The organism is Polaromonas sp. P3_A5 (assembly GCF_056403055.1).
This window is the reverse complement of record NZ_JBFUGF010000001.1, coordinates 1,003,236-1,027,575: the sequence shown is the minus strand read 5'-3', so window position 1 is coordinate 1,027,575 and position 24,340 is coordinate 1,003,236. Positions and strand designations below refer to the sequence as shown.

The 24,340-nt window shown below is 61.8% G+C and carries 21 protein-coding genes and 1 tRNA gene; 14 read left to right on the top strand and 8 right to left on the bottom strand.

The window, feature by feature from the left end; all coding sequences use genetic code 11:
* Positions 1 to 163 precede the first annotated feature (163 nt).
* Complete coding sequence (locus AC1DU8_RS04925; RefSeq protein ID WP_457279893.1) at positions 164 to 829, top strand: YiaD family glycine zipper/OmpA-like lipoprotein; 666 nt, start codon at positions 164 to 166, stop codon at positions 827 to 829.
* Between the two features lie 147 nt (positions 830 to 976).
* Here AC1DU8_RS04925 and AC1DU8_RS04920 read toward each other — a convergent pair whose 3' ends face one another.
* A complete protein-coding gene (locus tag AC1DU8_RS04920; RefSeq protein WP_477726496.1) occupies positions 977 to 2,782 on the bottom strand; it encodes an acetate--CoA ligase in 1,806 nt (601 codons plus the stop codon).
* 8 nt (positions 2,783 to 2,790) lie between these two features.
* On the opposite strand from AC1DU8_RS04920, the gene AC1DU8_RS04915 reads away from it, so the two are divergent.
* The 8 genes from AC1DU8_RS04915 to AC1DU8_RS04880 all read left to right on the top strand — a co-directional run bounded on the left by AC1DU8_RS04915 (position 2,791) and on the right by AC1DU8_RS04880 (position 13,183).
* Positions 2,791 to 3,726 carry an alpha/beta fold hydrolase gene (locus AC1DU8_RS04915; RefSeq protein WP_477726495.1) on the top strand — a complete coding sequence of 312 codons (936 nt, stop codon included), beginning with the start codon at positions 2,791 to 2,793 and terminating at the stop codon, positions 3,724 to 3,726.
* Positions 3,727 to 3,799: 73 nt separating this feature from the next.
* Positions 3,800 to 4,904 (top strand): peptide chain release factor 2 gene (prfB, locus tag AC1DU8_RS04910; RefSeq protein ID WP_457279890.1). Its coding sequence is split into 2 segments (ribosomal slippage): positions 3,800 to 3,880 and positions 3,882 to 4,904, totalling 1,104 coding nucleotides; the frame shifts between segments, so codons are not numbered across the junction.
* 68 nt (positions 4,905 to 4,972) lie between these two features.
* Complete coding sequence (pepN, locus tag AC1DU8_RS04905; protein ID WP_477726494.1) at positions 4,973 to 7,696, top strand: aminopeptidase N; 2,724 nt, start codon at positions 4,973 to 4,975, stop codon at positions 7,694 to 7,696.
* A gap of 18 nt (positions 7,697 to 7,714) precedes the next feature.
* A complete protein-coding gene (locus AC1DU8_RS04900; protein ID WP_477726493.1) occupies positions 7,715 to 8,572 on the top strand; it encodes a tetratricopeptide repeat protein in 858 nt (285 codons plus the stop codon).
* A gap of 58 nt (positions 8,573 to 8,630) precedes the next feature.
* Positions 8,631 to 9,638 (top strand): class 1 fructose-bisphosphatase, encoded by a 1,008-nt coding sequence (locus AC1DU8_RS04895; protein ID WP_477689190.1) that lies wholly within the window; start codon positions 8,631 to 8,633, stop codon positions 9,636 to 9,638.
* 23 nt (positions 9,639 to 9,661) lie between these two features.
* Positions 9,662 to 9,737, top strand: a tRNA-Thr gene (locus AC1DU8_RS04890).
* Positions 9,738 to 9,990: 253 nt separating this feature from the next.
* Complete coding sequence (locus AC1DU8_RS04885; RefSeq protein ID WP_477665522.1) at positions 9,991 to 12,081, top strand: tetratricopeptide repeat protein; 2,091 nt, start codon at positions 9,991 to 9,993, stop codon at positions 12,079 to 12,081.
* Between the two features lie 196 nt (positions 12,082 to 12,277).
* Entirely contained in the window at positions 12,278 to 13,183 is a 906-nt protein-coding gene (locus AC1DU8_RS04880; protein WP_477665521.1) for an amino acid ABC transporter substrate-binding protein, read from the top strand.
* A 42-nt stretch (positions 13,184 to 13,225) separates the two neighbouring features.
* Here the strand turns inward: AC1DU8_RS04880 and AC1DU8_RS04875 are convergent, their stop codons facing one another.
* Both AC1DU8_RS04875 and AC1DU8_RS04870 read right to left on the bottom strand, forming a co-directional pair.
* Positions 13,226 to 14,068: a DUF2726 domain-containing protein gene (locus tag AC1DU8_RS04875; RefSeq protein WP_477665520.1), complete on the bottom strand. Its 843-nt coding sequence runs from the start codon at positions 14,066 to 14,068 to the stop codon at positions 13,226 to 13,228.
* Between the two features lie 173 nt (positions 14,069 to 14,241).
* Positions 14,242 to 15,579: a hemolysin family protein gene (locus tag AC1DU8_RS04870; protein ID WP_477665519.1), complete on the bottom strand. Its 1,338-nt coding sequence runs from the start codon at positions 15,577 to 15,579 to the stop codon at positions 14,242 to 14,244.
* Between the two features lie 23 nt (positions 15,580 to 15,602).
* Between AC1DU8_RS04870 and AC1DU8_RS04865 the strand changes: the two genes are divergently transcribed.
* Positions 15,603 to 16,469 (top strand): symmetrical bis(5'-nucleosyl)-tetraphosphatase, encoded by an 867-nt coding sequence (locus tag AC1DU8_RS04865; protein ID WP_477726492.1) that lies wholly within the window; start codon positions 15,603 to 15,605, stop codon positions 16,467 to 16,469.
* Here AC1DU8_RS04865 and AC1DU8_RS04860 read toward each other — a convergent pair.
* The 3 genes from AC1DU8_RS04860 to ypfJ form a co-directional block, all read right to left on the bottom strand.
* Positions 16,466 to 17,386: a YihY/virulence factor BrkB family protein gene (locus tag AC1DU8_RS04860; protein WP_457279882.1), complete on the bottom strand. Its 921-nt coding sequence runs from the start codon at positions 17,384 to 17,386 to the stop codon at positions 16,466 to 16,468. The genes AC1DU8_RS04865 and AC1DU8_RS04860 overlap by 4 nt on opposite strands.
* Positions 17,387 to 17,580: 194 nt before the next feature.
* A complete protein-coding gene (locus tag AC1DU8_RS04855) occupies positions 17,581 to 19,026 on the bottom strand; it encodes a DEAD/DEAH box helicase (protein ID WP_457279881.1) in 1,446 nt (481 codons plus the stop codon).
* Between the two features lie 345 nt (positions 19,027 to 19,371).
* Entirely contained in the window at positions 19,372 to 20,247 is an 876-nt protein-coding gene (gene ypfJ, locus AC1DU8_RS04850) for a KPN_02809 family neutral zinc metallopeptidase (RefSeq protein WP_477665517.1), read from the bottom strand.
* Positions 20,248 to 20,401: 154 nt separating this feature from the next.
* Between ypfJ and AC1DU8_RS04845 the strand changes: the two genes are divergently transcribed.
* Together AC1DU8_RS04845 and pcp are read left to right on the top strand one after the other, a co-directional pair.
* On the top strand, positions 20,402 to 21,124 hold the full coding sequence (locus AC1DU8_RS04845) for a DUF4136 domain-containing protein (RefSeq protein WP_457279879.1): 723 nt from the start codon (positions 20,402 to 20,404) through the stop codon (positions 21,122 to 21,124).
* 148 nt (positions 21,125 to 21,272) lie between these two features.
* Positions 21,273 to 21,953 (top strand): pyroglutamyl-peptidase I, encoded by a 681-nt coding sequence (gene pcp, locus AC1DU8_RS04840; RefSeq protein ID WP_477665516.1) that lies wholly within the window; start codon positions 21,273 to 21,275, stop codon positions 21,951 to 21,953.
* Here pcp and AC1DU8_RS04835 read toward each other — a convergent pair.
* Positions 21,946 to 22,209: a hypothetical protein gene (locus AC1DU8_RS04835; RefSeq protein ID WP_477701809.1), complete on the bottom strand. Its 264-nt coding sequence runs from the start codon at positions 22,207 to 22,209 to the stop codon at positions 21,946 to 21,948. The genes pcp and AC1DU8_RS04835 overlap by 8 nt on opposite strands.
* 52 nt (positions 22,210 to 22,261) lie before the next feature.
* A complete protein-coding gene (locus AC1DU8_RS04830; RefSeq protein ID WP_457279876.1) occupies positions 22,262 to 22,678 on the bottom strand; it encodes a hypothetical protein in 417 nt (138 codons plus the stop codon).
* Between the two features lie 177 nt (positions 22,679 to 22,855).
* On the opposite strand from AC1DU8_RS04830, the gene AC1DU8_RS04825 reads away from it, so the two are divergent.
* Both AC1DU8_RS04825 and AC1DU8_RS04820 read left to right on the top strand, forming a co-directional pair.
* Positions 22,856 to 23,761 carry a delta(1)-pyrroline-2-carboxylate reductase family protein gene (locus tag AC1DU8_RS04825; RefSeq protein WP_457279875.1) on the top strand — a complete coding sequence of 302 codons (906 nt, stop codon included), beginning with the start codon at positions 22,856 to 22,858 and terminating at the stop codon, positions 23,759 to 23,761.
* Between the two features lie 125 nt (positions 23,762 to 23,886).
* Positions 23,887 to 24,309, top strand: coding sequence for a universal stress protein (locus AC1DU8_RS04820; RefSeq protein ID WP_457279874.1), 423 nt, complete (start codon positions 23,887 to 23,889; stop codon positions 24,307 to 24,309).
* Positions 24,310 to 24,340 lie beyond the last annotated feature (31 nt).

Genomic DNA, 24,340 nt, shown 5'->3' with positions numbered 1-24,340 from the left:
CGGCGTGCAGGCGCGCCTATCTCGCGCCCTTGTCTTACAACTGCTCACTTTTTGCATGCCTAGTATTCACACACCCGCGCTTTAATGCGCTGCTGATTGAAGTGAGACCGACAACGGCTCTCTTTCATTCCGACACCTACATTAACTTTCCGAGGAGCATTTCATGAACAAACTGACCATCACATCCATTACCTGTGCGGCGCTGGCTGCGTTGACCCTCTCCGGCTGCGCCAACATGAGCGAAACACAGCAGGGCACCGCCAAGGGCGCCGGTATTGGCGCCGTAGCAGGCGCGGTGCTGGGTGCAGCGACCGGTGGATCCAAAGGCGCCGCCACCGGTGCGGTTCTGGGCGGCGCTGTGGGTGCCGGCGGTGGTTATATCTGGTCCAAGAAAATGCAGGACCAGAAGGCCGCCATGGAAAAAGCGACCGTCGGTACCGGTGTGGCCGTCAGCCAGACCACCGACAATCGCCTGAAGCTCGACATCCCGAGCGACGTTTCTTTTGACGTGGGCCGTTCCGCCATCAAGCCGAACTTCGCACCTATCCTGAACCAGTTCGCCACCAGCCTGAACCAGAACCCGGTGACGACAGTGACCATCATCGGTCACACCGACAACACCGGCTCTGACGCCATCAACAACCCGCTGTCCATTGACCGTGCCGATTCGGCCCGCGATTACCTGGTCAGCCGCGGCGTGGCACGTACCCGCATCGTGACGGACGGCCGCGGTTCGCGCGAACCGGTGGCTGACAACAACTCGCAGCAAGGCCGCGACAAGAACCGCCGCGTGGAAATCTACGTGGCTGAACAAGTCGCAGCCCGCTGATTGGCACACCCCTGTTGAGGCTCACTTCGTGTAGCCTCCTCTCCCCTTGCAGGGGACAGGCGCCTTGGGACTGGCAGAGCCAGATCCCGGCCCCTACTGGAAGGAAAAAAGCACCCTGCGGGGTGCTTTTTTTATGGCGGTTCGCTACTACGTTTTTGATGCTTTGAAACGCTCTTCTTCCTGCAGGCGCAGCACGCGCCTTTGCACCTTGCCAGTCGTAGTCATGGGCAGCGCATCAATGAACTCAATCTCCTTCGGATATTCGTAAGGCGCGAGCATGGTCTTGACGTGGGCTTGCAGCTGCAGCGTCAATTCATCATCAAATCGGGCTGTACCGCCCTGGTGGCTTGCGCGAGCAGCTATCAAATCAGGAGCAAGTACGACATACGCCTTGACGACTGCACCGCGCTCGCGGTCTGGCTTGGGCACCACGGCGGCGTTGGCGACGGCTGCGTGCTTGACCAGGCAGTTCTCGATTTCGCCGGGGCCGATGCGGTAGCCGGCGGCCTTGAAGACGTCGTCTGCGCGGCCTTCGTACCAGAGGTAGCCATCGGCATCGCGCCTTGCCAGATCGCCGGTTCGGCACCAGTCGCCGGTGAACTTTCCGCGGGTGGACTCGTCTTTCTTCCAGTAACCCAGAAAGAAAATCGGGTCGGGGTCACCGTGAATGTCGTAGCGGTTGACCGACACATCGCCCGGCACGCCCACCGCGCATTCCTTGCCTTCGTCATCAATCACCGCCACGCGGTGGCCCGGGTAACCCTTGCCCATGCTGCCCGGCCGGGCGGGCCAGAAGCGGCTGCAGTTGCCAACGACGTAGTTGATTTCGGTCTGCCCGAACATTTCATTGACGGTGACGCCGAGCTGATCCTTGCAGTACGCAAACACCGCATCGCCCACGGCTTCACCGGCGCTCATCATGGCCTGCAGTTTCAGCTTGAAATGCTGCCTGGGCCGGGGGTAGGCCTTCATCATGGCCTTGAGGGCCGTCGGGAACAGAAAGGTGTGCGTGACCCCCTGCTCTGCCATCAGGCTGAAGGCCAGCTCGGGGCTAAAGCGGCCATTGAAGGCAACGATGGGCCGGCCGAAGTAGAGGCTGGGCAGCAAGGCATCCATCAGGCCGCCTGTCCACGCCCAGTCTGCGGGTGACCAGAAAACCGCGTCGGATTTTTTATTCGTCCGGGCATCAAAGCCAAACCAGTTCTGGCTGCAGATGAAGCCAGGCAGGTTACCGACCAGGGCGCGATGCGGCAGCAGCGCACCCTTGGGCGGGCCGGTGGTGCCGCTGGTGTAGATCAGGATCGCGCCTTCGTCGGCCTTGGTCTTGACGGCGGTGAAGGCGCTCCTGTGTGTCGCCAACGCAGTTTCGTAGTCCACGTCACCCTTGCCCTGCGCCGTACCTGCTGCCACCACCGTGCGCAACGCCGGGCAGTTGCCGCGGATGGCATTCAGGCTGTCAATCGAACTTTCGTCGCAAATGGCCAGCACTGCATCGCTGTCCTGCAGGCGGTATTCGAGCGCGTCAGGGCCGAACAACATGGACAGCGGCATGGCGACAGCCCCCATCTGGAACACCGCCATGTAAGCCACGGCGGTCTCAAAACGTTGCGGCATCACGATGGCGACGCGGTCGCCGCGCTGAACGCCCAGGCCGGCCAGCACATGGCTCAACGCATCGGCAGCGCCCTGCAGTTCCGAATAGGTATAAGAAACGGCTGCAGCGCCCGGCTGGTGAGCGCGAACAGCTATTCTTTTAGTAGCACCCGCCGTTGCACCTTCACCCCTGGCCCAGCGGCTGCAACATACTTCGGCGATGTTGAAGTGCTCGTCGACCTGCCAGCGGAAGCCGGAATGAAGCGCCGCGTACTGGTCGGCTTGCCCGACGGCGGGGGATTTGGGACCGTCCGGTTTGTCCCTGTTTTGACTGCGCGTCAACTCGTGTCTCTTTATCATGGGAACCAATGTACAAAGAAAAACGATCATCACGCAGCGAGTTTGTCCCTATACGTGGCTTGAGTTACCACGTGTGGCTCTGGGAAAGCGCAGCAGGCGCGAACCCGGCATTGCCGCCGCTGGTTCTGGTTCATGGATGGATGGACGTGGCAGCCTCCTACCAGTTCATGGTGGACGCGCTGTCGGACGCCTTCGTGCAAGGCCGCGCCATCATCGCGCCCGACTGGCGCGGTTTCGGTTTGACCGCCTCCGGCCCCGCAGGCGCCCCTGCTGACAATTACTGGTTTCCCGATTACCTGGCGGACCTGGACTTTCTGCTTGACCATTACGCGGGGGATAAACCCGTTGACCTGGTAGGCCACAGCATGGGCGGCAATGTCGCCATGCTGTATGCCGGCGTGCGGCCCGAGCGCATCCGCAGGCTGGTCAATCTCGAAGGTTTTGGCCTGCCCTCCACCCAACCCCAGCAGGCGCCCGGCCGTTATGCCAAATGGATAGACGAGCTCAAAAGCCTGCATCGGGGCGAGCTGGAACTCAAAGCCTATGCCGACGTGGCCGGTGTGGCGCGCCGCCTGATGAGAACCAACCCGCGCCTGTCCGCGGACAAGGCCGGCTGGCTGGCCAGCCATTGGTCCCGGCAAAATGCCGAAGGGAAATGGGAGATTCTGGGGGAAGCTGCCCACAAGATCACCAGCGCGCAGCTCTACCGCGTCGATGAAGCCCTCGAGGTCTATCGCTGCATCAGCGCTCCGGTGCTGGCCGTCGAAGCATCCGACGACTCCCTGGCCCTGTGGTGGAAGGAAAAATACACCCTGGCCGAGTACCACGAACGGCTCAAACAGGTCCGCCAGGCGCAGGTCGCGGTGATCCAGGATGCCGGCCACATGCTGCACCACGACCAGCCGGAACAGCTGGCAACACTGATTGAGGGGTTCTTGGCCTGAAAGGCCCTGCATCATGAGAAAATGTCGGGTTACGCCGCCCAATGCGGCTCCCACCATTTAGGACAGAAAAATCATGGACGCAGAACGCATCAACCTCATCAGCAACCAGCTCGTGGACCTCAGCAACCGGGTCAATGAACTTCGGGGGTATCTTTGACTACCCTGCCAAAGAACGTAAGCTGAACGAAGTCAACGCCGCACTGGAAGACCCGAAGGTCTGGGACAACCCCAAGCGCGCGCAGGAGCTCGGCAGGGAAAAGAAATCGCTGGAAGACGTGGTCCATGTGATCGACCGCCTGAGCGCCGAGCTGGCCGACAACACCGAACTCTTCGAGATGTCCAAGGCCGAAGGCGACGACGCCGGCATGCAGACGATTGAAGGCGAAGCCGCCAAGGTGGCTACGGAAGTCGAAAAGATGGAATTCCGCCGGATGTTCAACAACCCGGCTGACCCCCTGCCCTGCTTTCTGGACATCCAGGCCGGCGCCGGCGGCACCGAAGCCTGCGACTGGGCCAGCATGCTGCTGCGCCAGTACCTCAAATACGCGGAGCGCAAGGGTTTCAAGACCACTGTCGAAGACGAATCGCCCGGCGACACGGCCGGTATCAAGGGTGCGACCATCAAAATCGAGGGCGAGTACGCCTTTGGCCTGCTGCGCACCGAAACCGGCGTGCACCGCCTGGTGCGCAAGTCGCCGTTCGACTCCTCAGGCGGGCGCCACACCTCGTTCGCCTCGGTGTTTGTCTACCCCGAGATCGATGACTCGATTGAAATCGAGATCAACCCTTCAGACGTGCGCACCGACACCTTCCGCGCCAGCGGCGCCGGCGGCCAGCACATCAACAAGACCGACTCGGCCGTGCGCCTGACGCACATTCCGACCGGCATCGTGGTGCAGTGCCAGGACGGCCGCAGCCAGCACAGCAACCGTGACGTGGCCTGGAAGCGCCTGCGTTCGCGTCTGTATGACTTCGAATTGCGCAAGCAGCAGGAAGCGCAGCAAAAACTCGAAGACACCAAGACCGACGTGGGTTGGGGCCACCAGATCCGCAGCTATGTGCTGGACAACAGCCGCATCAAGGACCTGCGCACCAATGTAGAAGTCTCGGCCACGCAGAAAGTGCTGGACGGCGACCTGGACGTGTTTATTGAAGCCTCACTCAAACAGGGTGTGTGAGGGCGTGTGAGCGCGTGCCTTTCGACGCGCTCGGGAAGTTGTGAAATTTTGATTTTCAGGAATTAACCATGCTGCATATGCTTGACGGAGCGAGCCCCGGCGCCGCGGTGGTCATCAACCGCGCCGACTACGTCGCGCCCGCCTACTGGATCGATACGGTCGACCTGTGCTTTGACCTGGACCCGCAGAAAACACGCGTGCTCAACAAGATGAGCCTGCGCCGCAACCCGGACGTGCCGGCACAAGCCCTGAAGCTGGACGGCGAAGAGCTCAATCTTTCGCGCGTGCTGGTGAACGGCCAGGGCACCTCCTTCAAGATGGAAGGCAACCAGCTGGTGCTGGAAAACCTGCCAGAAGGCACCGAGCCCTTTGAGCTGGAAATCTTCACCACGACCTGCCCCGCCAAAAACACCAAGCTGATGGGCCTGTACGTCAGCAACAACTCGTTCTTCACGCAGTGCGAGGCCGAAGGTTTCAGGCGCATCACCTACTTCCTGGACCGCCCGGATGTGATGGCCAGCTATACCGTGACCCTGCGCGCCGACAAGATGCAGTACCCGGTGCTGCTGTCCAACGGCAACCTGGTCAGCCAGGGCCCGCTGGAGCCCGGCCCCAACGGCGCGCGGCATTTCGCCAAGTGGGTAGACCCGCACAAGAAACCGAGCTACCTCTTTGCCTTGGTGGCCGGCCAGCTGGTGGCCCGCGAGCAGCGCATCACCTCCCGCGCAGGCAAGGAGCACGTGCTGCAGGTTTATGTGCGCCCCGGTGACTTGGACAAGACCGAGCACGCCATGACCTCGCTGATGCATTCCGTGGCCTGGGACGAAGCCCGCTTCGGCCTGCCGCTGGACCTGGAGCGTTTCATGATCGTCGCCACCAGCGACTTCAACATGGGCGCCATGGAAAACAAGGGCCTGAACATCTTCAACACCAAGTACGTGCTGGCCAACCAGGCCACCGCCACCGACGTTGATTTCTCCAACATTGAAAGCGTGGTCGGCCACGAGTACTTCCACAACTGGACGGGCAACCGCGTGACCTGCCGCGACTGGTTCCAGCTCAGCCTGAAGGAAGGCCTGACGGTGTTCCGCGACCAGGAGTTCAGCCAGGATCTGTGCGGCGAGGCCTCGGCCCGCGCCGTCAAGCGCATTGAAGACGTGCGCGTGCTGCGCACCGCCCAGTTCCCCGAAGACGCCGGCCCCATGGCCCACCCGGTGCGGCCCGACAGCTACGTCGAGATCAGCAACTTCTACACCGTCACCATTTATGAAAAGGGCGCTGAAGTCGTCCGCATGATGCAGACCCTGGTGGGCCGTGAGGGCTTTGCCCGCGGCATGACGCTTTACTTTGAGCGCCACGACGGCCACGCCGTGACCTGCGACGACTTCGCGCAGGCGATTGCCGACGCCAACCCGATGTCGGACCTGGCGCGCCTCTTGCCGCAGTTCAAGCGCTGGTACAGCCAGGCCGGCACGCCGCGTGTGCACGCGCAGGGTGCTTATGACGCGGCGGCGCGCACCTACACCCTGACCTTGTCGCAAAGCTGCATGCCCACGGCAGGGCAAGCCGTGAAGGAGCCGTTTGTCATACCGGTCGGCCTGGGCCTGCTGGGCGCAGACGGCCAGGACTTGCCGCTGCAGCTGGCCGGTGAGAGCCAGGCACCTGCCCGCACCCGCACCGTGGTGCTGACGCAGGCCAGCGAAACGCTGACCTTCGTCAACATCGATGCCGAGCCGGTTCCCTCCATCCTGCGCGGCTTCACCGCCCCGGTGGTGCTGGAGTTTGACTACACCGACGCCCAGCTGCTGCATTTGCTGGCGCATGACAGCGACCCTTTCAACCGCTGGGAAGCCGGGCAACGCCTGGCCGTCAACCGCGCTATCAAATCAATAGCTAGTGGCGCAGGCCCCGTAACGGCTGCAGTGCTCGATGATGCCTATCTTGACGCGATGCGCCAGGTGCTGCGCCACCCCGCGCTGGACTCGGCCTTCAAGGAGCTGGTGCTGACCCTGCCATCCGAAACCTACCTGGCCGAACAGCTGGACGTGGTGGACCCGCAGCGTATTCATGCGGTGCGCGAAGCCATGCGGCAGCAGCTGGCCACAGCCCTGGCAGCCGACTGGCAAGCCGTGTACGAGGCCAACCACGACACCGGCGCTTACACGCCTGACCCGGCCTCCTCGGGCCGCCGCGCGCTCGCGGGAATGGCGCTTACGCACCTGTGCCTGGCGGCGCAGGCTTCCGGCGATACCGTCTGGCCGGGCAAGACCCTGCAGCGCTTCAAGGACGCCGGCAACATGACAGACCGCTTCAACGCGCTGGCCGCCCTGGTCTCCAGCGGCCACGCGCTGGCCGCCGAGGCGCTGCCACTGTTCCACGCCATGTTCAAGGACGAAGCCCTTGTCATCGACAAATGGTTCGGCCTGCAGGCCGGCGCGCCTGACCGCGGCGGCAACATCCTGCCCGCGGTCAAGCAGCTCATGAAGCACACCGACTTCAGCCTGCGCAACCCCAACCGCGCCCGCAGCGTGGTCAGCACCTACTGCCAGGGCAACCCGGCCGCGTTCCATCGCGCCGATGCCGCCGGCTACGTGTTCTGGAGCGACCGCGTGATGGAGCTCGACGCCATCAACCCGCAAGTGGCGGCCCGCCTGGCGCGCGCGCTGGACCGCTGGAGCAAGCTGGCCGAGCCCTACCGCAGCGCGGCGCGCGAGGCGATTGCGCGCGTCGCGGCCAAGACTGATTTGAGCAAAGACACACACGAAGTCGTCTCTCGCGCACTGGCCGACTGAACGCGGACGACACCCGCCATGGCATTCTTCACATTCACCACCCCCGCACAGCGGTTTGCGAAGAAGTTCAACCCGCTGCGCGACACGGTGTACGACGCCAGCGGCATGTTCAGCGGTTCGCGCATGTCAGCCGACCTGGCCGCGCTGGAGCCCCTGGCCGAGGCCCTGGGCGCCGACTCCGCCGAGCTGGCTGACTTGCTGTGGTTGCAGTTCGTGGTGTTCCGCAAACGCCAGCTGGATGCCGAGGGCCTGCCCCTGGGCCTGCGCGCCCTGGCCATCCGCGCTGCCAAGGGCAGCCTCACGCCCACCGAGCGCTACGAACAGCATTACGCCATCGGCGAGTCGGCCCTGGAAGCCGAGGAGTACGACACCGCCGTCGAGCACCTTCAGCAGTCGGCCCATTGGGCTGCGCACGAAGGCGCCACGCTAGGCGTCGACGAGAAGCTGGGCATTCGCGAAGAGATCGGCTATGCCCTGCACGAGGCCGGCCGCTTCGCCGAGGCTGTGGCGCACAACCGGCAACTGCTGGCAGATGCACAAAGCGCCTTCGGCTCCGGCACGGACAAGCGCCTCTGCGGCCTCATCAACAACCTGGCGCAAAATACCTACGAGCTGGGCGAGCATGCGCAGGCTCAGGCCTGGCTGCAACAGCGCCTGGCGCTGGGCCAGGCCTTGCAGGACACGGACATCGTGCTGGACACCTTGTTCCAGCTTGGCGTTCTCGCGCACGAAACGGACCAGCCCAGCGAAGCGCGCGCCCTCTTCCAGCAACGCGTGGACATTGCCCGTGCGAAGGACGACGAGGACCTGCTGGACGACACCCTGGCCACGCTTGCCGAATTTGAAGAACGCGAACAGCAAGGCGAGCCTGGCTAAGCGCCCGCCCAGCCATACGCCGCCCAAACGAACTATCCCTCAACCGAATGGAGCCCTCATGTCCCAAAAAATCTCCCTGACCCGCTACCTGATCGAGCAGCAGCGCATCGACGGTCACATTCCCTCGCAGCTTCGCTTGTTGCTAGAAGTGGTCGCCCGCGCCTGCAAGAGCATCAGCCAGGCCGTCAACAAGGGTGCGCTCGGCAGCGGCATGGGCAGCGCCGAAAGTGAGAACGTGCAGGGTGAGATCCAGAAGAAGCTGGACATCATTGCCAACGAAGTGCTGATTGAGGCCAATGAATGGGGCGGCCACCTGGCTGGCATGGCCAGCGAGGAAATGGAAGGCATTTACGTGGTGCCGAATCGCTACCCCCAGGGTGAATACCTGCTGCTGTTCGACCCGCTCGACGGCTCCAGCAATATCGACATCAACGTCAGCATTGGCACCATTTTCAGCGTGCTGAAAATGCCCGAGGGCGACCGCGGTGTGGATGAAGGCGACTTCCTGCAGGCCGGCCACAAGCAGGTAGCGGCGGGTTACTGCATCTACGGCCCGCAGACCACGCTGGTCCTGACGGTTGGCGACGGCGTCGCCATGTTCACGCTGGACCGTGAACAGGGCTCCTTCGTGCTGATCGAGGAAAACGTGCAGATCCCTGAAGACACCAAAGAGTTCGCCATCAACATGAGCAACATGCGCCACTGGGACGCCCCGGTCAAGCGCTACGTGGACGAGCTGCTGGCCGGCAAGGACGGTCCGCGCGGCAAGGACTTCAACATGCGCTGGATCGCCGCCATGGTGGCCGACGTGCACCGCATTCTGTGCCGCGGCGGCATCTTCCTCTACCCCTGGGACAAACGCGAGCCCGAAAAGGCCGGAAAACTGCGCCTGATGTACGAAGCCAACCCCATGAGCTGGCTCATCGAACAGGCCGGCGGCGCCGCCACCAACGGCAAACAACGCATCCTGGATTTGCAGCCCACCAAGCTGCACGAGCGGGTCAGCGTGATCCTCGGCTCCAAAAATGAGGTCGAACGGGTGACCTCTTACCACTCCGGGCTATAATTGAAGGCTGTATTTGATACAAAGCCGGTGTAGCTCAGTCGGTAGAGCAGCTCATTCGTAATGAGAAGGTCGGGTGTTCGATTCATCTCTCCGGCACCAATTGAAGCCCCTGTTTCGCAAGGAACAGGGGCTTTTTCATATGGCGAGAATGCACTTGAAAAAGTCCGACTCAACTAAAGCGGCCTACGAGTTGCGCACTCGTCTTGTCCGACTGCAAAGTGTGCGTGTACTCACCCAGTAATTGCGTGAATGTCCGAGGGGCTCGGAGGCCTGAAGCCCTGGTCTCAGCGGCATCTGTTTACGCACGAAGGGCATGCGAAGATATAGACCTCCCGGAACCAAAAAAATCAAAATGCTGGAGCAGCTTCTTTCCAACTACATCGGCAATGCCGGCGCCGCCAACGCTCGCGGTGAATACGCCGCCGCCGCCGAGTGGTGCCAACGAAGCCTTCAACTCGCCCCTGACCTGCCTGAAGCCTGGTATCACCTGGGAAACGCATTCGGTGGGATGGGCAGAAAACCAGAGGCGGTAGACGCCCTTGAAAAAGCCCGGGTTCGAACGCTCAATTCGGCGGACGCGCAAAACAGCATCGGCCTGCAGCTGACCGAATTGGGCGCATACCTTAAGGCGGAGCAATGTCTGAATCAAGCGCTGGCATTGGCGCCGGACTATGCTTTTGCCCACTCCAACCTGGGCAAACTCCGGAGCAACCAGAGACGACTGGACGATGCCGAAACAGCCTTCAGGAAGGCAATTGCATTGAATCCGGATCTGGCTCCCGCCTATGTCAATCTAGGCGGCGTATTGAGTGACCAGAAAAATTACGGGGCCGCCGAAGCCGCCTGCCGCAAGGCAACCGAACTGGCGCCAGATTCAGCCGAGGCCTGGCTCAACCTGGGGGTCGCGTTGAACGGACTGAAGCAGCATGAGGCAGCCGAATCTTCTTACGCGAAAGCGTTGGCGCTTGCGCCAAATCTATCGGATGTGTGGGTCAATTTAGGGATCGCTCTCGATGAGATGAAGCGCTATGAAGCGGCCGCCGATTGTTACAAGCGAGGTATTGAACTGAATGCCAATGCCGAGTTCGTATTTGGTTCGCTGTTGCACGCAAAAATGAAAATTTGCGACTGGCGTTCGCTTGCAAATGATTTGCCAAAGTTTTTTCAGGACATTGAGGCCGGAAGGAAAGTCGCCATACCGTTTGGCATGTTGGGATTTACAGCGGATTTGTCATTGCAGTGCAAAGCGGCCACCTTATGGGTCAAAGACAAAGGCCTGGATTCAGCAACCGCCAGCAGCATCCCCAAACACCAGCGGCGCGACAAGATTCGGGTGGGATACTTTTCCGCGGACTTTCACGATCATGCAACCATGCGTCTGATGGCCGAGTTGTTTGAGAAACACAATCGATCCAGGTTTGAGCTGTACGCTTTCTCATTTGGACCCGACAGGAAGGACGCAATGAGGGACAGGGCTTTGGCAACTTTCGACAAGTTTCTTGATGTTCGACTCCAATCCGACAAAGCAGTCGTACAACTGTCAAGAGACCTGGAAATAGACATTGCCATCGACCTGAGTGGTTTCACACTTGGAAGCCGGCCAGATATTTTTAGCCTGAGAGCTGCACCTGTTCAGGTGAACTATCTCGTCTATCCGGCGACCATGGGCGCCGATTTCATGGACTATCTGATCGCAGACAAAACAGTTATTCCCGAAGAAAGCCGGCGGCAATACAGCGAAAACATCGTCTATCTTCCCAATAGCTATCAGCCAAACGACAGCAAGCGTCTTATTGCAGACAAGGTACCGAGCCGCGAAGAAGCTGGTTTACCCGCAATCGGTTTTGTTTTCTGCTGCTTCAACAACAGTTTCAAAATTACACCCGAGGTTTTTGATTGCTGGATGCGAATATTGAAGGCGGTGGAAGGAAGCGTGCTTTGGCTCCTTGAGGACAACCCAAAAGCAGCGATCAATCTGCATAAGGAAGCACTGCAAAGAGGCGTTGACCCGAAGCGGCTGATTTTTGCAAAGCGGCTACCTTCGGCCGACCATCTTGCAAGGCACCGCTTGGCCGACCTGTTTCTGGATACGCTGCCTTATAACGCCCACACAACAGCCAGTGATGCCTTGTGGGCCGGACTACCTGTATTGACATGCATGAGCGAATCTTTCGCCAGCCGGGTGGCCGCAAGCCTGCTTCATACGGTTGGCTTGACCGAGCTGATTACCTTGAACATGACGGACTATGAGGCCTCTGCGATTGAGCTGGCGACCGTCCCCCGGCGCCTCGCACAGATCAGGGAGAAACTGGCCCGAAACAGGCTGACAACACCGCTGTTTGACACGCCTTTGTTCGTCAGTCACATCGAGGCGGCTTACACGGCAATGTATGAGCGCTATCAAAGCGACCTGCCGCCTGCATGCATTTACGTTCAACAATAGTTCTACAGCGGTCATTGCCGAACTGAAGGCATCTTGGAATCAACAGTGGGTACGATCCTGGGCCTTTTTCATTCATAGCTGCCGATGATTGCAGCGCGATGAGTACCTTGGCTGTATCGGGAAAGCCATCACCCCGCATTGTTTGCGAACCTGGCCCTTTTCCATAAGAATCTAACCCAGCAACAGGGGGATTCGTATGGGGATATTTCCGCTTCGTCCTTTTCGACAACGGCTGTTTCCGGCCGTCCTGGCTATAGCAGCGATTGCCGTACCGCAGTGGGCTCAAGCGCAGGCCACACTGGAGAAAATCAAGAGCCGCGGGCAGATCAATGTGGGCTACCGCGCAAACTCCGCGCCTTTCTCGTTTCACCAGACGGCGGAAAAGCCTCTGGGCTATAGCATCGAATTCTGCAAGCCCATCATCGAGCGGCTCCGCCAGGCTGCCGGCAAGCCGAACCTGCCGGTACGGTATATCGAAACGTACGTGGACGCCCGCACACGCTTGCTGTCTGAAGGCAGTGTCGATTTGCTGTGCGAGAACGTAACCGACACACCGGAGCGCCGGGCGCGAATGGATTTCTCGACACCGATTTTTATCGAAGCCGTCCAGGTGGCGGTGCGCACCAAGGACAAACTCAGCGCGCTCGACCAACTGCAAGGCAAAAGCATTGTGGGCATTGCCGGCACCACCGTGGTTCCCGCGCTGGATCTCTACGCGCAGCAGCATTCATTGAAGTGGCAACACGCCAAGGCAGTCAACGCGGATGCCGCCCTCGGACAGTTGCAACTGGGCTGGGCGGCAGGGTACGCCCGCGACGGTGTGGCGCTCGCCGCGCAATTGGCGAGCCTGCCCAATGCAGGCGACTACCTGATCCTGCCGGAACGCCTGTCGGTAGAACCTATTGCCATTGCCTACCGCAAGGGGGACGCCGCCATGGGTGACCTGGTCAACGCCTCTATCAAGGAATCCATGCGCAGCGGCGCAGCGCAGGGCTGGTATGAACAATGGTTTTTAAAACCCATGAAACCGGGCGGCAAACCGCTGACAACCGTGATGCCGGCGGAAACGAAGGCATTGTTTGACACCGCGAAAGCAAATTGAATAAAGCCCGCAGACCCGCAACACCGCTGCGGCTTTAAACGCTCAGGCGTTGGTGCCGTTCGGCGTATCCGGCTCTTCCGGTGTGATGAAAGAGTCTTCCCACTGCACAGCAAAATTGTGGTCGGCGTTGTCATGAACAATGCCGGACCCTGTGCTGAGCGGGTCGAAATTGGTGAACCGTATCCTGCGGTTGCGTTCCAGCTTGGCTTGCAGGCTGCTTCGGGCTGCCGCAATGTCCATGCTGGCGACTTTTGGCGCCTCCTCCAGGAGGGTTCCGTTGGCAGCGCGCATGGTATCGGGCACGGTGGCCATGGCATCGGCGTCGGCATCCACCTCAACCGGCAAGGCCAAGGGGGGCTCGCCGAGCACATCGGGTTCGTCGTCGGACAGGTCGATTTCTCCGAGGAATGCCGCGCGAACATCTTCCAGGGAGGGAAGGTTGCTCGCACGCACGACGGCGTAGGCAATCCCGCATTCTTCAAACAGCTTGCGCTTGAGGTCACGGTTGCTGGCCTTGAGCCCACGAGGGCCGGGAACATCCAGGCAACCAATGACGGTTCCATCCGCGGCGCATACAGTGAAAGTGCAGTAGACGGTTTTCAGCAATTCAAAGGAACGCTGCCCTTCGGCTTCGGTCCGCGGCGAGACAAAGCGGATGACAGGGACTTTGATCAGGACATGGTGGTCAAAAAAGGCCCGCTGAAGCCAATGCCACACGTCCTGTTCGGCCTCCAGTAGCAGCGGCCTTGGCTGCAGGTGCCAATGCGTGGGAAGGCGCCTTTTTTTGCGCGCGGAACGCGCCAGCCAGCCATGATGGCAGGCTGCTCCCGTCGCCATTGCAGACACCGCCGTCGCAGTGAGCGCCAACACAAAAACATCAAACATGAGTGCCTTAACTTTTTTTCAGTTTAAACACAGCCCCGTTAAGTTACAACTATTTACGTATGAAGGTGTTGTGAACGCGACTCATATTGAATCCAATCTACCTAAAAGTGGCCTTTTTTCACATATATGTTCCGCCAATACAACCCAAGTGGTCTACTGGTAGAAACAAATATTTACATATTGAGATCGACCGGAATGGGGCTGGCCAGGATTTTGTCGATCCGCTTGCCATCAAGGTCAAGGACTTCGAAGCGCCAGCCCGCGCATTCCACCCGCTCGGCCGTTTTCAGCAGCCGCCCCGAAACGCTTTGAAGCAGGCCGGCCACCGTGTTGTAGCGGCCCCGGCCTTCCTCGGGCAGTTCCCTGATATCCAGACGGGCTTTGAGTTCAGAGACAGGCATGACACCGTCAATGAGCCAGCTGCCGTCCTCTCTTTCGGTCGCCCACGCGTCCATCTGCGCGCCGGGCTGCAACTCACCGGTGATGGCTTCCAGCATGTCCATGGGCGTCATGAGACCCTGCACTACCCCGTATTCATCGACCACAAACACAATGCGGGTGGAACGGGCCCGGAACTGCTCCAGCAACTCCATGCCCGTGAGCGTTTCCGGCACGAAGACCGCCGGCACGGCATAAGCACCGATGCGGTCGGTCACCGAGGGTACCGCGCCCGAGCTTTGGCCGGAAGCGGCGGGCTGGATCTGGCCGCGCAGCGCGAGCAGCTTGGCCACATTGACCACGCCCACCACGTCATCAAGGCTGCCGCGGCAGACGGGATACCACGAGTGGCCGGTGGCGCCGGCCTTGTCGATGGCCTGGGCAATGGTGTCGGAAGCGTCGAGCCACTCAATGTCGGAACGCGGCAGCATCAGTGAAGTGAGCAGGCGGTCATCCAGCAGAAACACGTTCTGCACCATCTGATGCTCATGCTCCTCAATCAGGCCGGCGTCCACGCCCTCCTCCAGGCTGGCCGCGATCTCTTCTTCGGTGACGGCCCGGCCGGCGCTGTTGTCGATACGCAGCAGCTTGAGTACCGCCTGCGTGCTGATGGACAGCAGCCTGACAAAGGGTTTGAAGCCCGTCGCCACCCACATCATGGGCCTTGAAACCAGACGTGCGACGGTTTCCGGGTACAGCTGCCCGATGCGTTTGGGCACCAGCTCGCCAAAGACGATGGTGATGAAGGTGATGACTGTCACCACCAGCGCGGTGGCGGTGATCTCGGAGACGCGCGGCCGCACGCCGAAGGTCTGGATCCACGCTGCCAGGCCGCTGCTGAAAGCCGCCTCGCCAATAATGCCGTTGAGCATGCCGATAGAGGTGATGCCGACCTGCACCGACGAAAGAAACTGCGTAGGGTTGTCCAGCAGCCCCAGCGCCGCCTGCGCGCCCTTGTCGCCGGATTCGCCCATGGCCGAGAGCCGGGCTTTGCGGCTCGAAGCCAGTGCCATCTCCGACATGGCAAACACACCGTTGAGCAAGGTCAGAAAAGCAATCAGGAAAAAGTCCATGGGGCCTGGCGCAAAATAAACACATGTCACTTTACTGTATCGGCGACCTGCAGGGTTGCCACGCACCTTTTCAGCGCTTGCTGGACAAGCTCGATTTCTCGCCAAGCCGCGACACTCTCTACATCCTTGGCGACCTGGTCAACCGCGGCCCCGGCTCCCTGAAGGTGCTGCGCAGCCTCTCGGCATTGGGCGACGCTGCGCAATGCCTGCTCGGTAACCACGACCTGCACCTGCTGGCTGTGTGGCAAGGCGTGCGCAAGCCGGGCCGCAGCGACACCGTACAGGACATTCTGGAGGCCAAGGACAGCGAGGAACTGCTCGACTGGCTGCGCCACCGCGCCATGGCCATCCATCGCCACGGCTGGCTGATGGTGCATGCGGGCGTGCTGCCGCAATGGAATGCGGCGCAAACCGTGGCGCTGGGCTCAGAGGTGGAGCAGGTGCTGCGCGGCGGCCATCTCAAGGACTTCCTGCAGGCCATGTACGGCAACACGCCTGATCACTGGAGCGACAGCCTCAAGGGCGCCGACAGGCTGCGGGTCATCGTGAACGCACTCACGCGCCTGCGGTTTTGCACACCCGAAGGCGTGATGGACTTCAGCAGTACCGACGGCCCCGGCAGCGCGCCAGAAGGCCACCTGCCCTGGTTTGATGTTCCCGGCCGGGCCACAGCAGATACGCCGGTGGCGTTTGGCCATTGGTCTACGCTGGCCAGCGGCAAGAACAGCACACCCGCCCTGCGCAACAACACCTTGCCACTCGACACCGGCTGCGTGTGGGGCGGCTGCCTGACGGCGGCCAGATTGGGGACGGCGCCCGGCGAGTTTGAACTGGTCAGTGTGCAATGCGAAGAAGCGCAAAAACCTGGCAAGGCCGGCAAGCCGGCTTAAACCGGTTGCCGCGCGGCACTTGCCTCATCCGCCCAGGCCCGGGCCATGCTTGCAGCCAGCAACAGCACAGCCGACGAAAAGTAAATCCACATCAGGATCACCACCAGTGAGCCCGCCGCGCCATAGGCCGACACAATCGCAGCGGTCGAAAGATAAAAAGCCATCAGGTGCTTGCCGACCGCAAACAGGATGGCCCCCGCCGCGGAACCCATCACCAGATAGCGTAAAGCGGGCTTGGGGCCTACGCTCATTTTCATGAGCGCCACAAAGAGCACCACGCAAAAGCAGAAAGACACAACCTCATTGAGGACCCAGGCGATCTTCTCAATCGGCAAATAGCCGCCTGCCCAGCCTGAGAGAAGGCTCAGAAAAGTCGAGATCGCCAGCGAAACCAGCAAGAGAAAACCGAAGGCCAGGATGTAGGCCACACCTCGCAGCCGCAAAGAAGCGCTGTGCCACCATTTCTGCTGCGGCAGCTCACCACTGCCTTGCCGCCACAGGCGCTCAAACGCATCCTGCAGTTCGGCAAAGACGCCGGTCGCACCCGACAACAGCAGCGCAAAAGCAAACAGCGAAGCCGTGATGCCCTCTGAAGGAGCCTGGGCACTTGAAAGTGCCTGCTGTACCACCTGTGCGCCCTGCGCGCCGATGACGCTGCGGATCTGATCCACCAGGCTGGTTTCGATATACCGGCGGTCCAGCCACCAGCCGAGCACTGCCACCAGCAGCACCAGCAGCGGCGCCAGGCTGAGGATGCCGTAGAACGACATGGCCGCGCTCATGCGCATGCCGCCTGCATCAATCCAGTGGTCGATGGCCTGCCACAGGGGCCGGTAAAGAGGCCTGAAAATCTTCTGAAGGGAAGAAAGCGCGAAGGCCGGCGGGGCCTGAACATGCGGATCGGGTTTCTCCATCATCCCGAAAGCTTAGGAAACCCGCAGCAAAGACCCAACCGGACAGCAGCTCCCTGCACCGTAGGCGTGAACCGACGGGAGTATGGAAACTGGTGGAGGAAATCGGGTAGAGGCGCTGCTCAGCGCCCCGCAATGAACCGGTGCTGGACGGGCGCGCCCTAACCGGTTGTCTTAACCGGTTGTCTTAACCGGTTGTCTTAACCGGCTGTCTTGAACAGCGCTGCGACTTTTTTCTTCGGCTTGATATTGGCCGACACACTGCTGCGCGCGGGGGCGGCCTTGGCGGCAGCCTCCCAGGCGGGCGTGGCATCGGGCGCAGCGGTTGCTTCGTAGGGCTGGTCGAAGAACGGGTCACGCGGCGCCGCCGGCTGGCGATGCGGCGTGTACTCGCGCCGCTCCCGCGGCTGGCGCGCTTCACGCGCATGGCCGCCCTCTTCACCTTCACGGTACATGCGGCGGCCGTCATTGATACGGCCCTGCTCGCTGATCCGGGGCTGGTCTTCCTCGAACTCGATGGGCTCCAGCTCGATCTTGGTCTTGATCAGCTTCTCAATATCAGCCACAAGGCGCTGGTCGCTGCTGGCAACAAAACTCACAGCCAGGCCCGATGCGCCGGCCCGGCCGGTACGGCCGATGCGGTGCACGTAATCTTCGGCATTGAAGGGCACATCGAAGTTGAACACCGCGGGCACATCCTTGATGTCCAGGCCGCGCGCCGCCACGTCGGTGCACACCAGCAGGTCGACTTCGCCCTTCTTGAAGGCTTCCAGCGCCTTGAGGCGTTCGTCCTGGCTCTTGTCGCCGTGCAGCGCCGTGGTCTTGAGGCCTTCACGTTCCAGGGAACGCGCCAGCCGCGCGCAACCGAGCTTGCTGTTGACGAACACAAAAGCCTGCTTCATGCCGCGCTGTTTCAGTATCTGGTGCAGGGCACGGCGCTTGTCGTCAGCGCCCACGCTGTAGAAATGCTGCTCGACGGTAGAAGCCGTCGCGTTGGAGCGCGCCACTTCAATCGTGACCGGATCCTGCAGGTAACTGGAAGCCAGGCGCTTGATTTCAGGCGAAAAAGTCGCCGAGAACAGCAAGGTGATGCGCTGCTTGGGCAGGTAGCTCAGGATGCGCTGCAGGTCGGGCAAGAAACCGATGTCCAGCATGCGGTCGGCTTCGTCGAGCACCACGTATTCGACCTGGTTGAGTACGGCGTTCTTGGCTTCAATGTGGTCAAGCAGACGACCCGGCGTAGCCACCAGCACTTCAACGCCTTTTTTGAGCTCGGCCGTCTGCGGCTTCATGTCCATGCCGCCAAACACCACGGTGCTGCGCAGATTGGTGTATTTGGCGTACAGCTCGACCTGCTGGGCCACCTGCACGGCGAGTTCGCGCGTGGGTAGCAGCACCAGCGCGCGCACCGGGTGGCGGGCTGGCGACGTCGAGGCGTTCTCGTGCTTCATCATGCGCTGCAGCAGGGGCAGCGCGAAAGCCGCGGTCTTGCCGGTGCCGGTTTGCGCGGCGCCCATGACGTCTTTACCCTGCAGGACGACCGGGATGGCCTGTTCCTGGATGGGCGTCATGGTTTCGTAGCCCATTTCGGCCACGGCGCGGGCCAGCGGTTCTGCCAGCGAAAGATTGGAAAAAGAGGATGTCATAAAAAGGCTTGGCGGTACTCTGCGGGTTGTCTTGCGAAGGGCGCGCGGACCGGCGCGCTGGCAGCCAACGGCACCGCTGCACCATTGGCAAGAAAGGGAGCGCGGCGGGCCGCCCGGCGTGGCACGGTCAGCGACCATGATGGGGCTGTTGCAGCGCTTCCTCAGCCTTCTATTGTCGCACTTTAGGCCCCGATGCCGGTTTTGCCGGCCCACTGCGCCTTCAGGGCCATTTGGGCCAGGGCAGCCACTGGGGCAATGCCCCTTTATTGCTATCTATTTTATAGCTACTTGCGCACGTCAGTAAAGGGCTACGGCCCGATTTCACTCTAAATTGTTGACTGCCGGCTAAATACTGCGGGCACTAAAGGTGTCGCAGGCCTTCATGCTGCCGGTTTTCAGGCCGGTGTCGAACCAGCGCTGGCGCTGGGCGCTGGTGCCGTGGGTGAAGCTTTCAGGCACCACCGCGCCGCCACCGGCCCGCTGCAGGGCATCGTCGCCGATTTTGGCGGCGGCGTTCATGGCCTCCTCCACGTCGCCCTGCTCCAGTATCTGGCGCGCGTTCTGTGCGTTGTGCGCCCAGACGCCGGCAAAACAGTCGGCCTGGAGCTCAAGGCGAACGCTCAGGGCGTTGTATTCGGCCTTGCTGACCCGCCCGCGCATCTGGTCCATCTTGCCGCTGATGCCGAGCAGGTTCTGCACATGGTGGCCCACCTCATGCGCGATCACATAAGCCTGGGCGAAGTCGCCGGGTGCTCCCAACCGGCTACGGAGGGTTTCGTAAAAACCCAGGTCGATGTAGACCTTCTGGTCGCCCGGACAGTAAAACGGCCCCATGGCGGCCTGGCCCTGCCCGCAGGCCGTTTGCGTGGCGCCACGAAAGAGCACCAGCCGCGGTTTCTGGTAAGTGCCGCCGCCCTTGGCAAACACATCGGTCCAGACATCTTCGGTGTCCGCCAGCACGGTGGAGACGAATTTCGCCATGCGGTCATCGGCCGGCGGCTTGGGAGCCGGGCCCTGTTGTACCTGTGCCGGCGGTCCGCCGCCGCTGAGCAGGCTCAGAATGGTCATCGGGTTGATGCCGAAGATCCAGCCGCCGACCAGCGCCACCACGATGGTGCCGATGCCGACGCTGCGGCCCCCAAAGCCGAAGCCGCCTCCCCCGCCACCGCCGTCGCGCCGGTCTTCAACGTTGTCGGATTCGCGATTGCCTTCCCACTTCATGGTGTCTCCCTGTCTGTCATCCGTGCATACTGGCCTTTCCGGCCCGCTGCGGCACCTGCCCCAAAGCCCGGTCCGCTGTCAGCGCATGCGCCGACTTTACTTGAGCAGCACCCCTGCCGTGGAACAAAATTGCACCCTCATGTATCCATTCCTCATGAATACTTTTGCCCATCCCGCGCCTGAAGGCGCCGGCATGCCACGCAGCGCCATTTCCGTGTTTTTCCCGCTACGCCTGGCGCTTGCGGTGCTGCTGGCTGCGCTGCTGACGGCCTGCGCCAGCCCCATCACCACCCGCGTGACCAGCTTCAACCAGTGGCCGGCCGATACGGCAGGCGCGACCTTCAGCTACATCACGCCGGTGGACTCGACACGGCAGCTGGAACAAGCCACCTATGAGGGCTATGTGCAGGCCGAACTGGAAAAGCGCGGCCTCAAACGCGCACCTGAAGGACAGACCGGGCGCCTGCACGTCGACGTGGCGGCCAGCAGCCGCAGCGAGGAGAAAACCTTTCTGCAGCCGATTTACCAGGACAACTTTGTCTTCCTGCCGCCTTACCGCGACGCCGCGGGCCGCGTATACGCGGGAGGCTGGGTGCCCGACCCTTTCGGGCCGCGCTATGTCGGCGACAGGCCGCTCAACATGACGATTTACACCAACAGCCTGCGCGTGCGGTTACTTGACACCCAGGGCACGCCCCCCGGCAAGCCGCCGCGCACGGTGTTTGAATCGCGCGCCGTGTACGAAGGCGGCAGCGGCGACCTTCCGCTGGTCGTGCCTTACCTGGTTCGCGCGGTGTTTGACAACTTCCCCGGTCAGAACGGCCAGGTGCGCGTCGTGAAGTTCGACAGCGAAACCGGCGCGGTGATCAAAAAGTAAGCTCAACCGCCGAGCAATCGAGTGGGGCCCGGTCTCCCGTTTCACCCCACCCCGGAAGGCTGGTACCTTTTCCGGGGGGCGGCAACCAGCGCGGAAATGTCCGGATGGTTGGGGTAGCCAAAACACTGCCGTCCTTCACAATGGCGGCATGCGCACAGCCCTTTCTGCTTCTTCGCTCCCCCGTGTCCTGCTCACCGGCTTCGACCCCTTCGGCGACACCGGGCACAGCAGCCTGCCCCTCAACCCCAGCTGGCTGGCGGTGCAGGCACTGGGTGGCAAGCGCATAGGCGGCCACCTCCTGGTGGCGGCGCAATTGCCCACCGTGTTTCAGGGCTCCATCGCAGAACTCATCCGGCTGCTCGCGCTGCATAAGCCGGTACTGGTGATCTGCGTCGGCCAGGCGGGCGGGCGCAGCGCGATTTCGCTGGAGCGCATTGCCATCAACGTCAACGATGCCCGTATTCCCGACAATATCGGCGGCCAGCCCGTCGACACGCCGGTAGTGGCGGGCGGGCCTGCGGCCTATTTCAGCAGCCTGCCCATCAAGGCCATGCTGCAGGCGCTGCAAGAGGCGGGCGTGGCTGCCGAGGTATCGCAAACCGCGGGCACCTTTGTCTGCAACCACGTGTTTTATGCACTCATGCATGCCCTGGCCACAAAGCGCGGTTTCAGGCGCACGCGCGGCGGCTTTATCCATGTGCCCTATGTGCCCGAACAGGGCGCGCCCAGCTTGCCGCTCGGTGAGATCGTGCGCGGATTGCGGCTGGCCATAGCGGCGGCGCTGGCCACACCGCACGACATCGTCAAAGGCGCCGGGGCCGTCAATTAACGTCAGGGTTAGCGTCTTGCGCGCCGGCATTCTGCGTGGGCACGGCAGGCTCATCGCGCAGCAGGCGCCACAGCAGGAACGTGCCAATCACGGCGTTACCCAACGCAAAACAGGTGACCAGCACCGTGGCCCAGGCATTCAAGGGACGGGTATGCACCACCCAGGCCAGCGCGGGCGACAGGGCATTGAGCGTGAGCATCAGCCAGAACAGGGGGTTTCGCGGCTGGTAAAGACGCAACAGGCGTGACAGATCCATCGTGGCCACATGCTAACCGCACCGGCCGGAAAACCTTCCGATGATTGCTGAATCAGCGGATGGCGAAGGACGCCGGCATAAAGCCCTGTGCAGGCTGCATTGGCAGCATGCTGCTGACAGTGGCGCCTGCTGCGTTGCTGGCCATCACACCGCTGGATTCCCCCGATGAATCGGCCACAGCCTGACCCTTTTGCGCGCTGGTGATGACGGGCGGCAAGGCTGAGGCGGCCGCGACGCGGGCCTGCTGGATACAGCCCTGGCGGGCGGCACCGGCGGTGTTTTCGATGCACTGCGCAATCGCCTGCACTTCAGCCTGGCGCTGATAGTCGCGGATCCTGGCTTTGGTGACTTGCCCGTCCGCCACAAACGCGAAGGCTGCCAGCTGGCAAACAAACACCAGCCCAGCCGCTACCCAGAGCAGCGTCTTGTAAGGCATTTTGTCGAATTTTTGCAAGTGGTCAGAAAACATGGCAGGCCTCCCTGTGAACCTGTTTTCATCCTAGGGAAGCGTTTGCGGTTTCCATCCAGCACTTTTCCCGGGAATATGTAGGATAAAAACCTTTCATTTTTTTACGCGACGTAACGCGGGGCACTGACACCCTCTCGTCCCGCCCTTCCACTTCCCTGCTCGCTTTACCATCGCCCCATGACGCCCACCCTGCTTAACCCCGCCCAGACCGCCGCCCGCCTGCCTTACCCATTGCTGGTCAGCGAGCTGACGCACCTGCTCAAGGACAGTTCCGTCCAGGTGCCGCCGCGCGTGGTGCAACCCCTGCCCGGGGGCGGCAGCCTGTTTGTGATGCCGGCGCTGGACGACCGCACCGCGATCACCAAACTGATCACCTTCACGCCTGGCAATGCCGGCACCGGCCGACCCACTATCCAGGGCGACGTTGTGGTGTTTGACGTGGCCACCGGCAGTCGCCGGCTGATGCTCGACGGGCCCACCGTCACCGCCCGGCGCACGGCAGCCGTCTCACTGCTGGCCGCGCAGCGGCTGGCGCCCAACACGCACGGCCCCATGCTCATCGTCGGTGCCGGTGTCCAGGGACTTGCGCATCTGGAGGCTTATGCCGAAGGCCTGGGCGTGCACGAATTTCGCATCGCTTCGCGCAGCTACGCCAGCGCCCAGGCCCTGGTGCAGCATGCAGAGGCGCTGGGCGTGAACGCCCGCGTGGTGCACGACGCCGATGCTGCGCTGGCCGACTGCCCGCTGGCCGTTACCTGCACGCCGGCTGCCGCCGTAGTCCTCAGCGCGCTACCCCGGCCTGACGGCTTCATCAGCGCCGTTGGGGCTTTCACCCCTGCCATGATGGAACTGAGCGCCGCGTTATGCCAATACTTCGCGGCGAAGGGTTCGGTGTTTGTCGACACGGCTGATGCCATCCACGAGGCAGGGGACCTGCTGCAGGCCGGACTGGACGTGGCCCGCTTCGCCAGCCTAGGCGATGTGATACGCCAGGACACCAAAAAGCCCGCCGGGCCGGTGCTGTTTAAAAGCTGCGGCTGGGCAGGCTGGGACTTGGCCGCGGCACGGACAGCGCTGGCTTGAACGGCGCCAAGTCGGCACCTGGAGCCAAGCCATTTTCCCCGGACTGCAAGACGAAAACAGGCGCTCACCTACAGCAGTACGAGGGCGCTGGTGTTACGCTGATCCGATCACACCGGAGAAAAACCATGAAGATTCTGTTCGCCGCCGATGGCAGCAAATACACCAAAAAGGCCCTGGCCTTTCTGGTCAACCACGATGAACTCGCCGGTACCGAAGGCGAAGTGGTGGTGATCAATGTGCAGGCTCCCGTGCCGGGGCGCGTCAAGACCATGCTGGGTTCGGCCAACGTCACCGCCTACCACGCCGAAGAATCGCAAAAGGTGCTGGCGCCGATCGAGCGTTTCCTCCAGCGCCACAAGATGGCGTTTAGAACTCTCGCCGTGGTTGGCTCGCCCACCGCTGAAATACTGCGTGCCGCCAAGCGCGAAAAAGTGCACCTTATCGTGATGGGCACACACGGCCAGGGCCTGCTCAGCCGCGCGCTGATCGGCAGCGTGGCCCAGCGCGTGGTCGCCGAGTGCGAGATTCCGGTGTTGCTGGTCAAGTAGCAAGGTTCACCGAGGCCCAGTCCCGCCCCCG

Coding starts and splice junctions, on each gene's coding strand:
- AC1DU8_RS04830 (WP_457279876.1), bottom strand. CDS start 22,678: ATGTTTTCTGACCACTTGCAAAAATTCGACAAAATGCCTTACAAGACG.
- AC1DU8_RS04855 (WP_457279881.1), bottom strand. CDS start 19,026: ATGACATCCTCTTTTTCCAATCTTTCGCTGGCAGAACCGCTGGCCCGC.
- AC1DU8_RS04820 (WP_457279874.1), top strand. CDS start 23,887: ATGAAGATTCTGTTCGCCGCCGATGGCAGCAAATACACCAAAAAGGCC.
- ypfJ (WP_477665517.1), bottom strand. CDS start 20,247: ATGAAGTGGGAAGGCAATCGCGAATCCGACAACGTTGAAGACCGGCGC.
- pepN (WP_477726494.1), top strand. CDS start 4,973: ATGCTGCATATGCTTGACGGAGCGAGCCCCGGCGCCGCGGTGGTCATC.
- AC1DU8_RS04875 (WP_477665520.1), bottom strand. CDS start 14,068: ATGTTTGATGTTTTTGTGTTGGCGCTCACTGCGACGGCGGTGTCTGCA.
- pcp (WP_477665516.1), top strand. CDS start 21,273: ATGCGCACAGCCCTTTCTGCTTCTTCGCTCCCCCGTGTCCTGCTCACC.
- AC1DU8_RS04870 (WP_477665519.1), bottom strand. CDS start 15,579: ATGGACTTTTTCCTGATTGCTTTTCTGACCTTGCTCAACGGTGTGTTT.
- AC1DU8_RS04880 (WP_477665521.1), top strand. CDS start 12,278: ATGGGGATATTTCCGCTTCGTCCTTTTCGACAACGGCTGTTTCCGGCC.
- AC1DU8_RS04900 (WP_477726493.1), top strand. CDS start 7,715: ATGGCATTCTTCACATTCACCACCCCCGCACAGCGGTTTGCGAAGAAG.
- AC1DU8_RS04925 (WP_457279893.1), top strand. CDS start 164: ATGAACAAACTGACCATCACATCCATTACCTGTGCGGCGCTGGCTGCG.
- AC1DU8_RS04860 (WP_457279882.1), bottom strand. CDS start 17,386: ATGATGGAGAAACCCGATCCGCATGTTCAGGCCCCGCCGGCCTTCGCG.
- AC1DU8_RS04895 (WP_477689190.1), top strand. CDS start 8,631: ATGTCCCAAAAAATCTCCCTGACCCGCTACCTGATCGAGCAGCAGCGC.
- AC1DU8_RS04845 (WP_457279879.1), top strand. CDS start 20,402: ATGAATACTTTTGCCCATCCCGCGCCTGAAGGCGCCGGCATGCCACGC.
- AC1DU8_RS04835 (WP_477701809.1), bottom strand. CDS start 22,209: ATGGATCTGTCACGCCTGTTGCGTCTTTACCAGCCGCGAAACCCCCTG.
- AC1DU8_RS04825 (WP_457279875.1), top strand. CDS start 22,856: ATGACGCCCACCCTGCTTAACCCCGCCCAGACCGCCGCCCGCCTGCCT.
- AC1DU8_RS04920 (WP_477726496.1), bottom strand. CDS start 2,782: ATGATAAAGAGACACGAGTTGACGCGCAGTCAAAACAGGGACAAACCG.
- AC1DU8_RS04865 (WP_477726492.1), top strand. CDS start 15,603: ATGTCACTTTACTGTATCGGCGACCTGCAGGGTTGCCACGCACCTTTT.
- AC1DU8_RS04915 (WP_477726495.1), top strand. CDS start 2,791: ATGTACAAAGAAAAACGATCATCACGCAGCGAGTTTGTCCCTATACGT.
- AC1DU8_RS04885 (WP_477665522.1), top strand. CDS start 9,991: ATGCTGGAGCAGCTTCTTTCCAACTACATCGGCAATGCCGGCGCCGCC.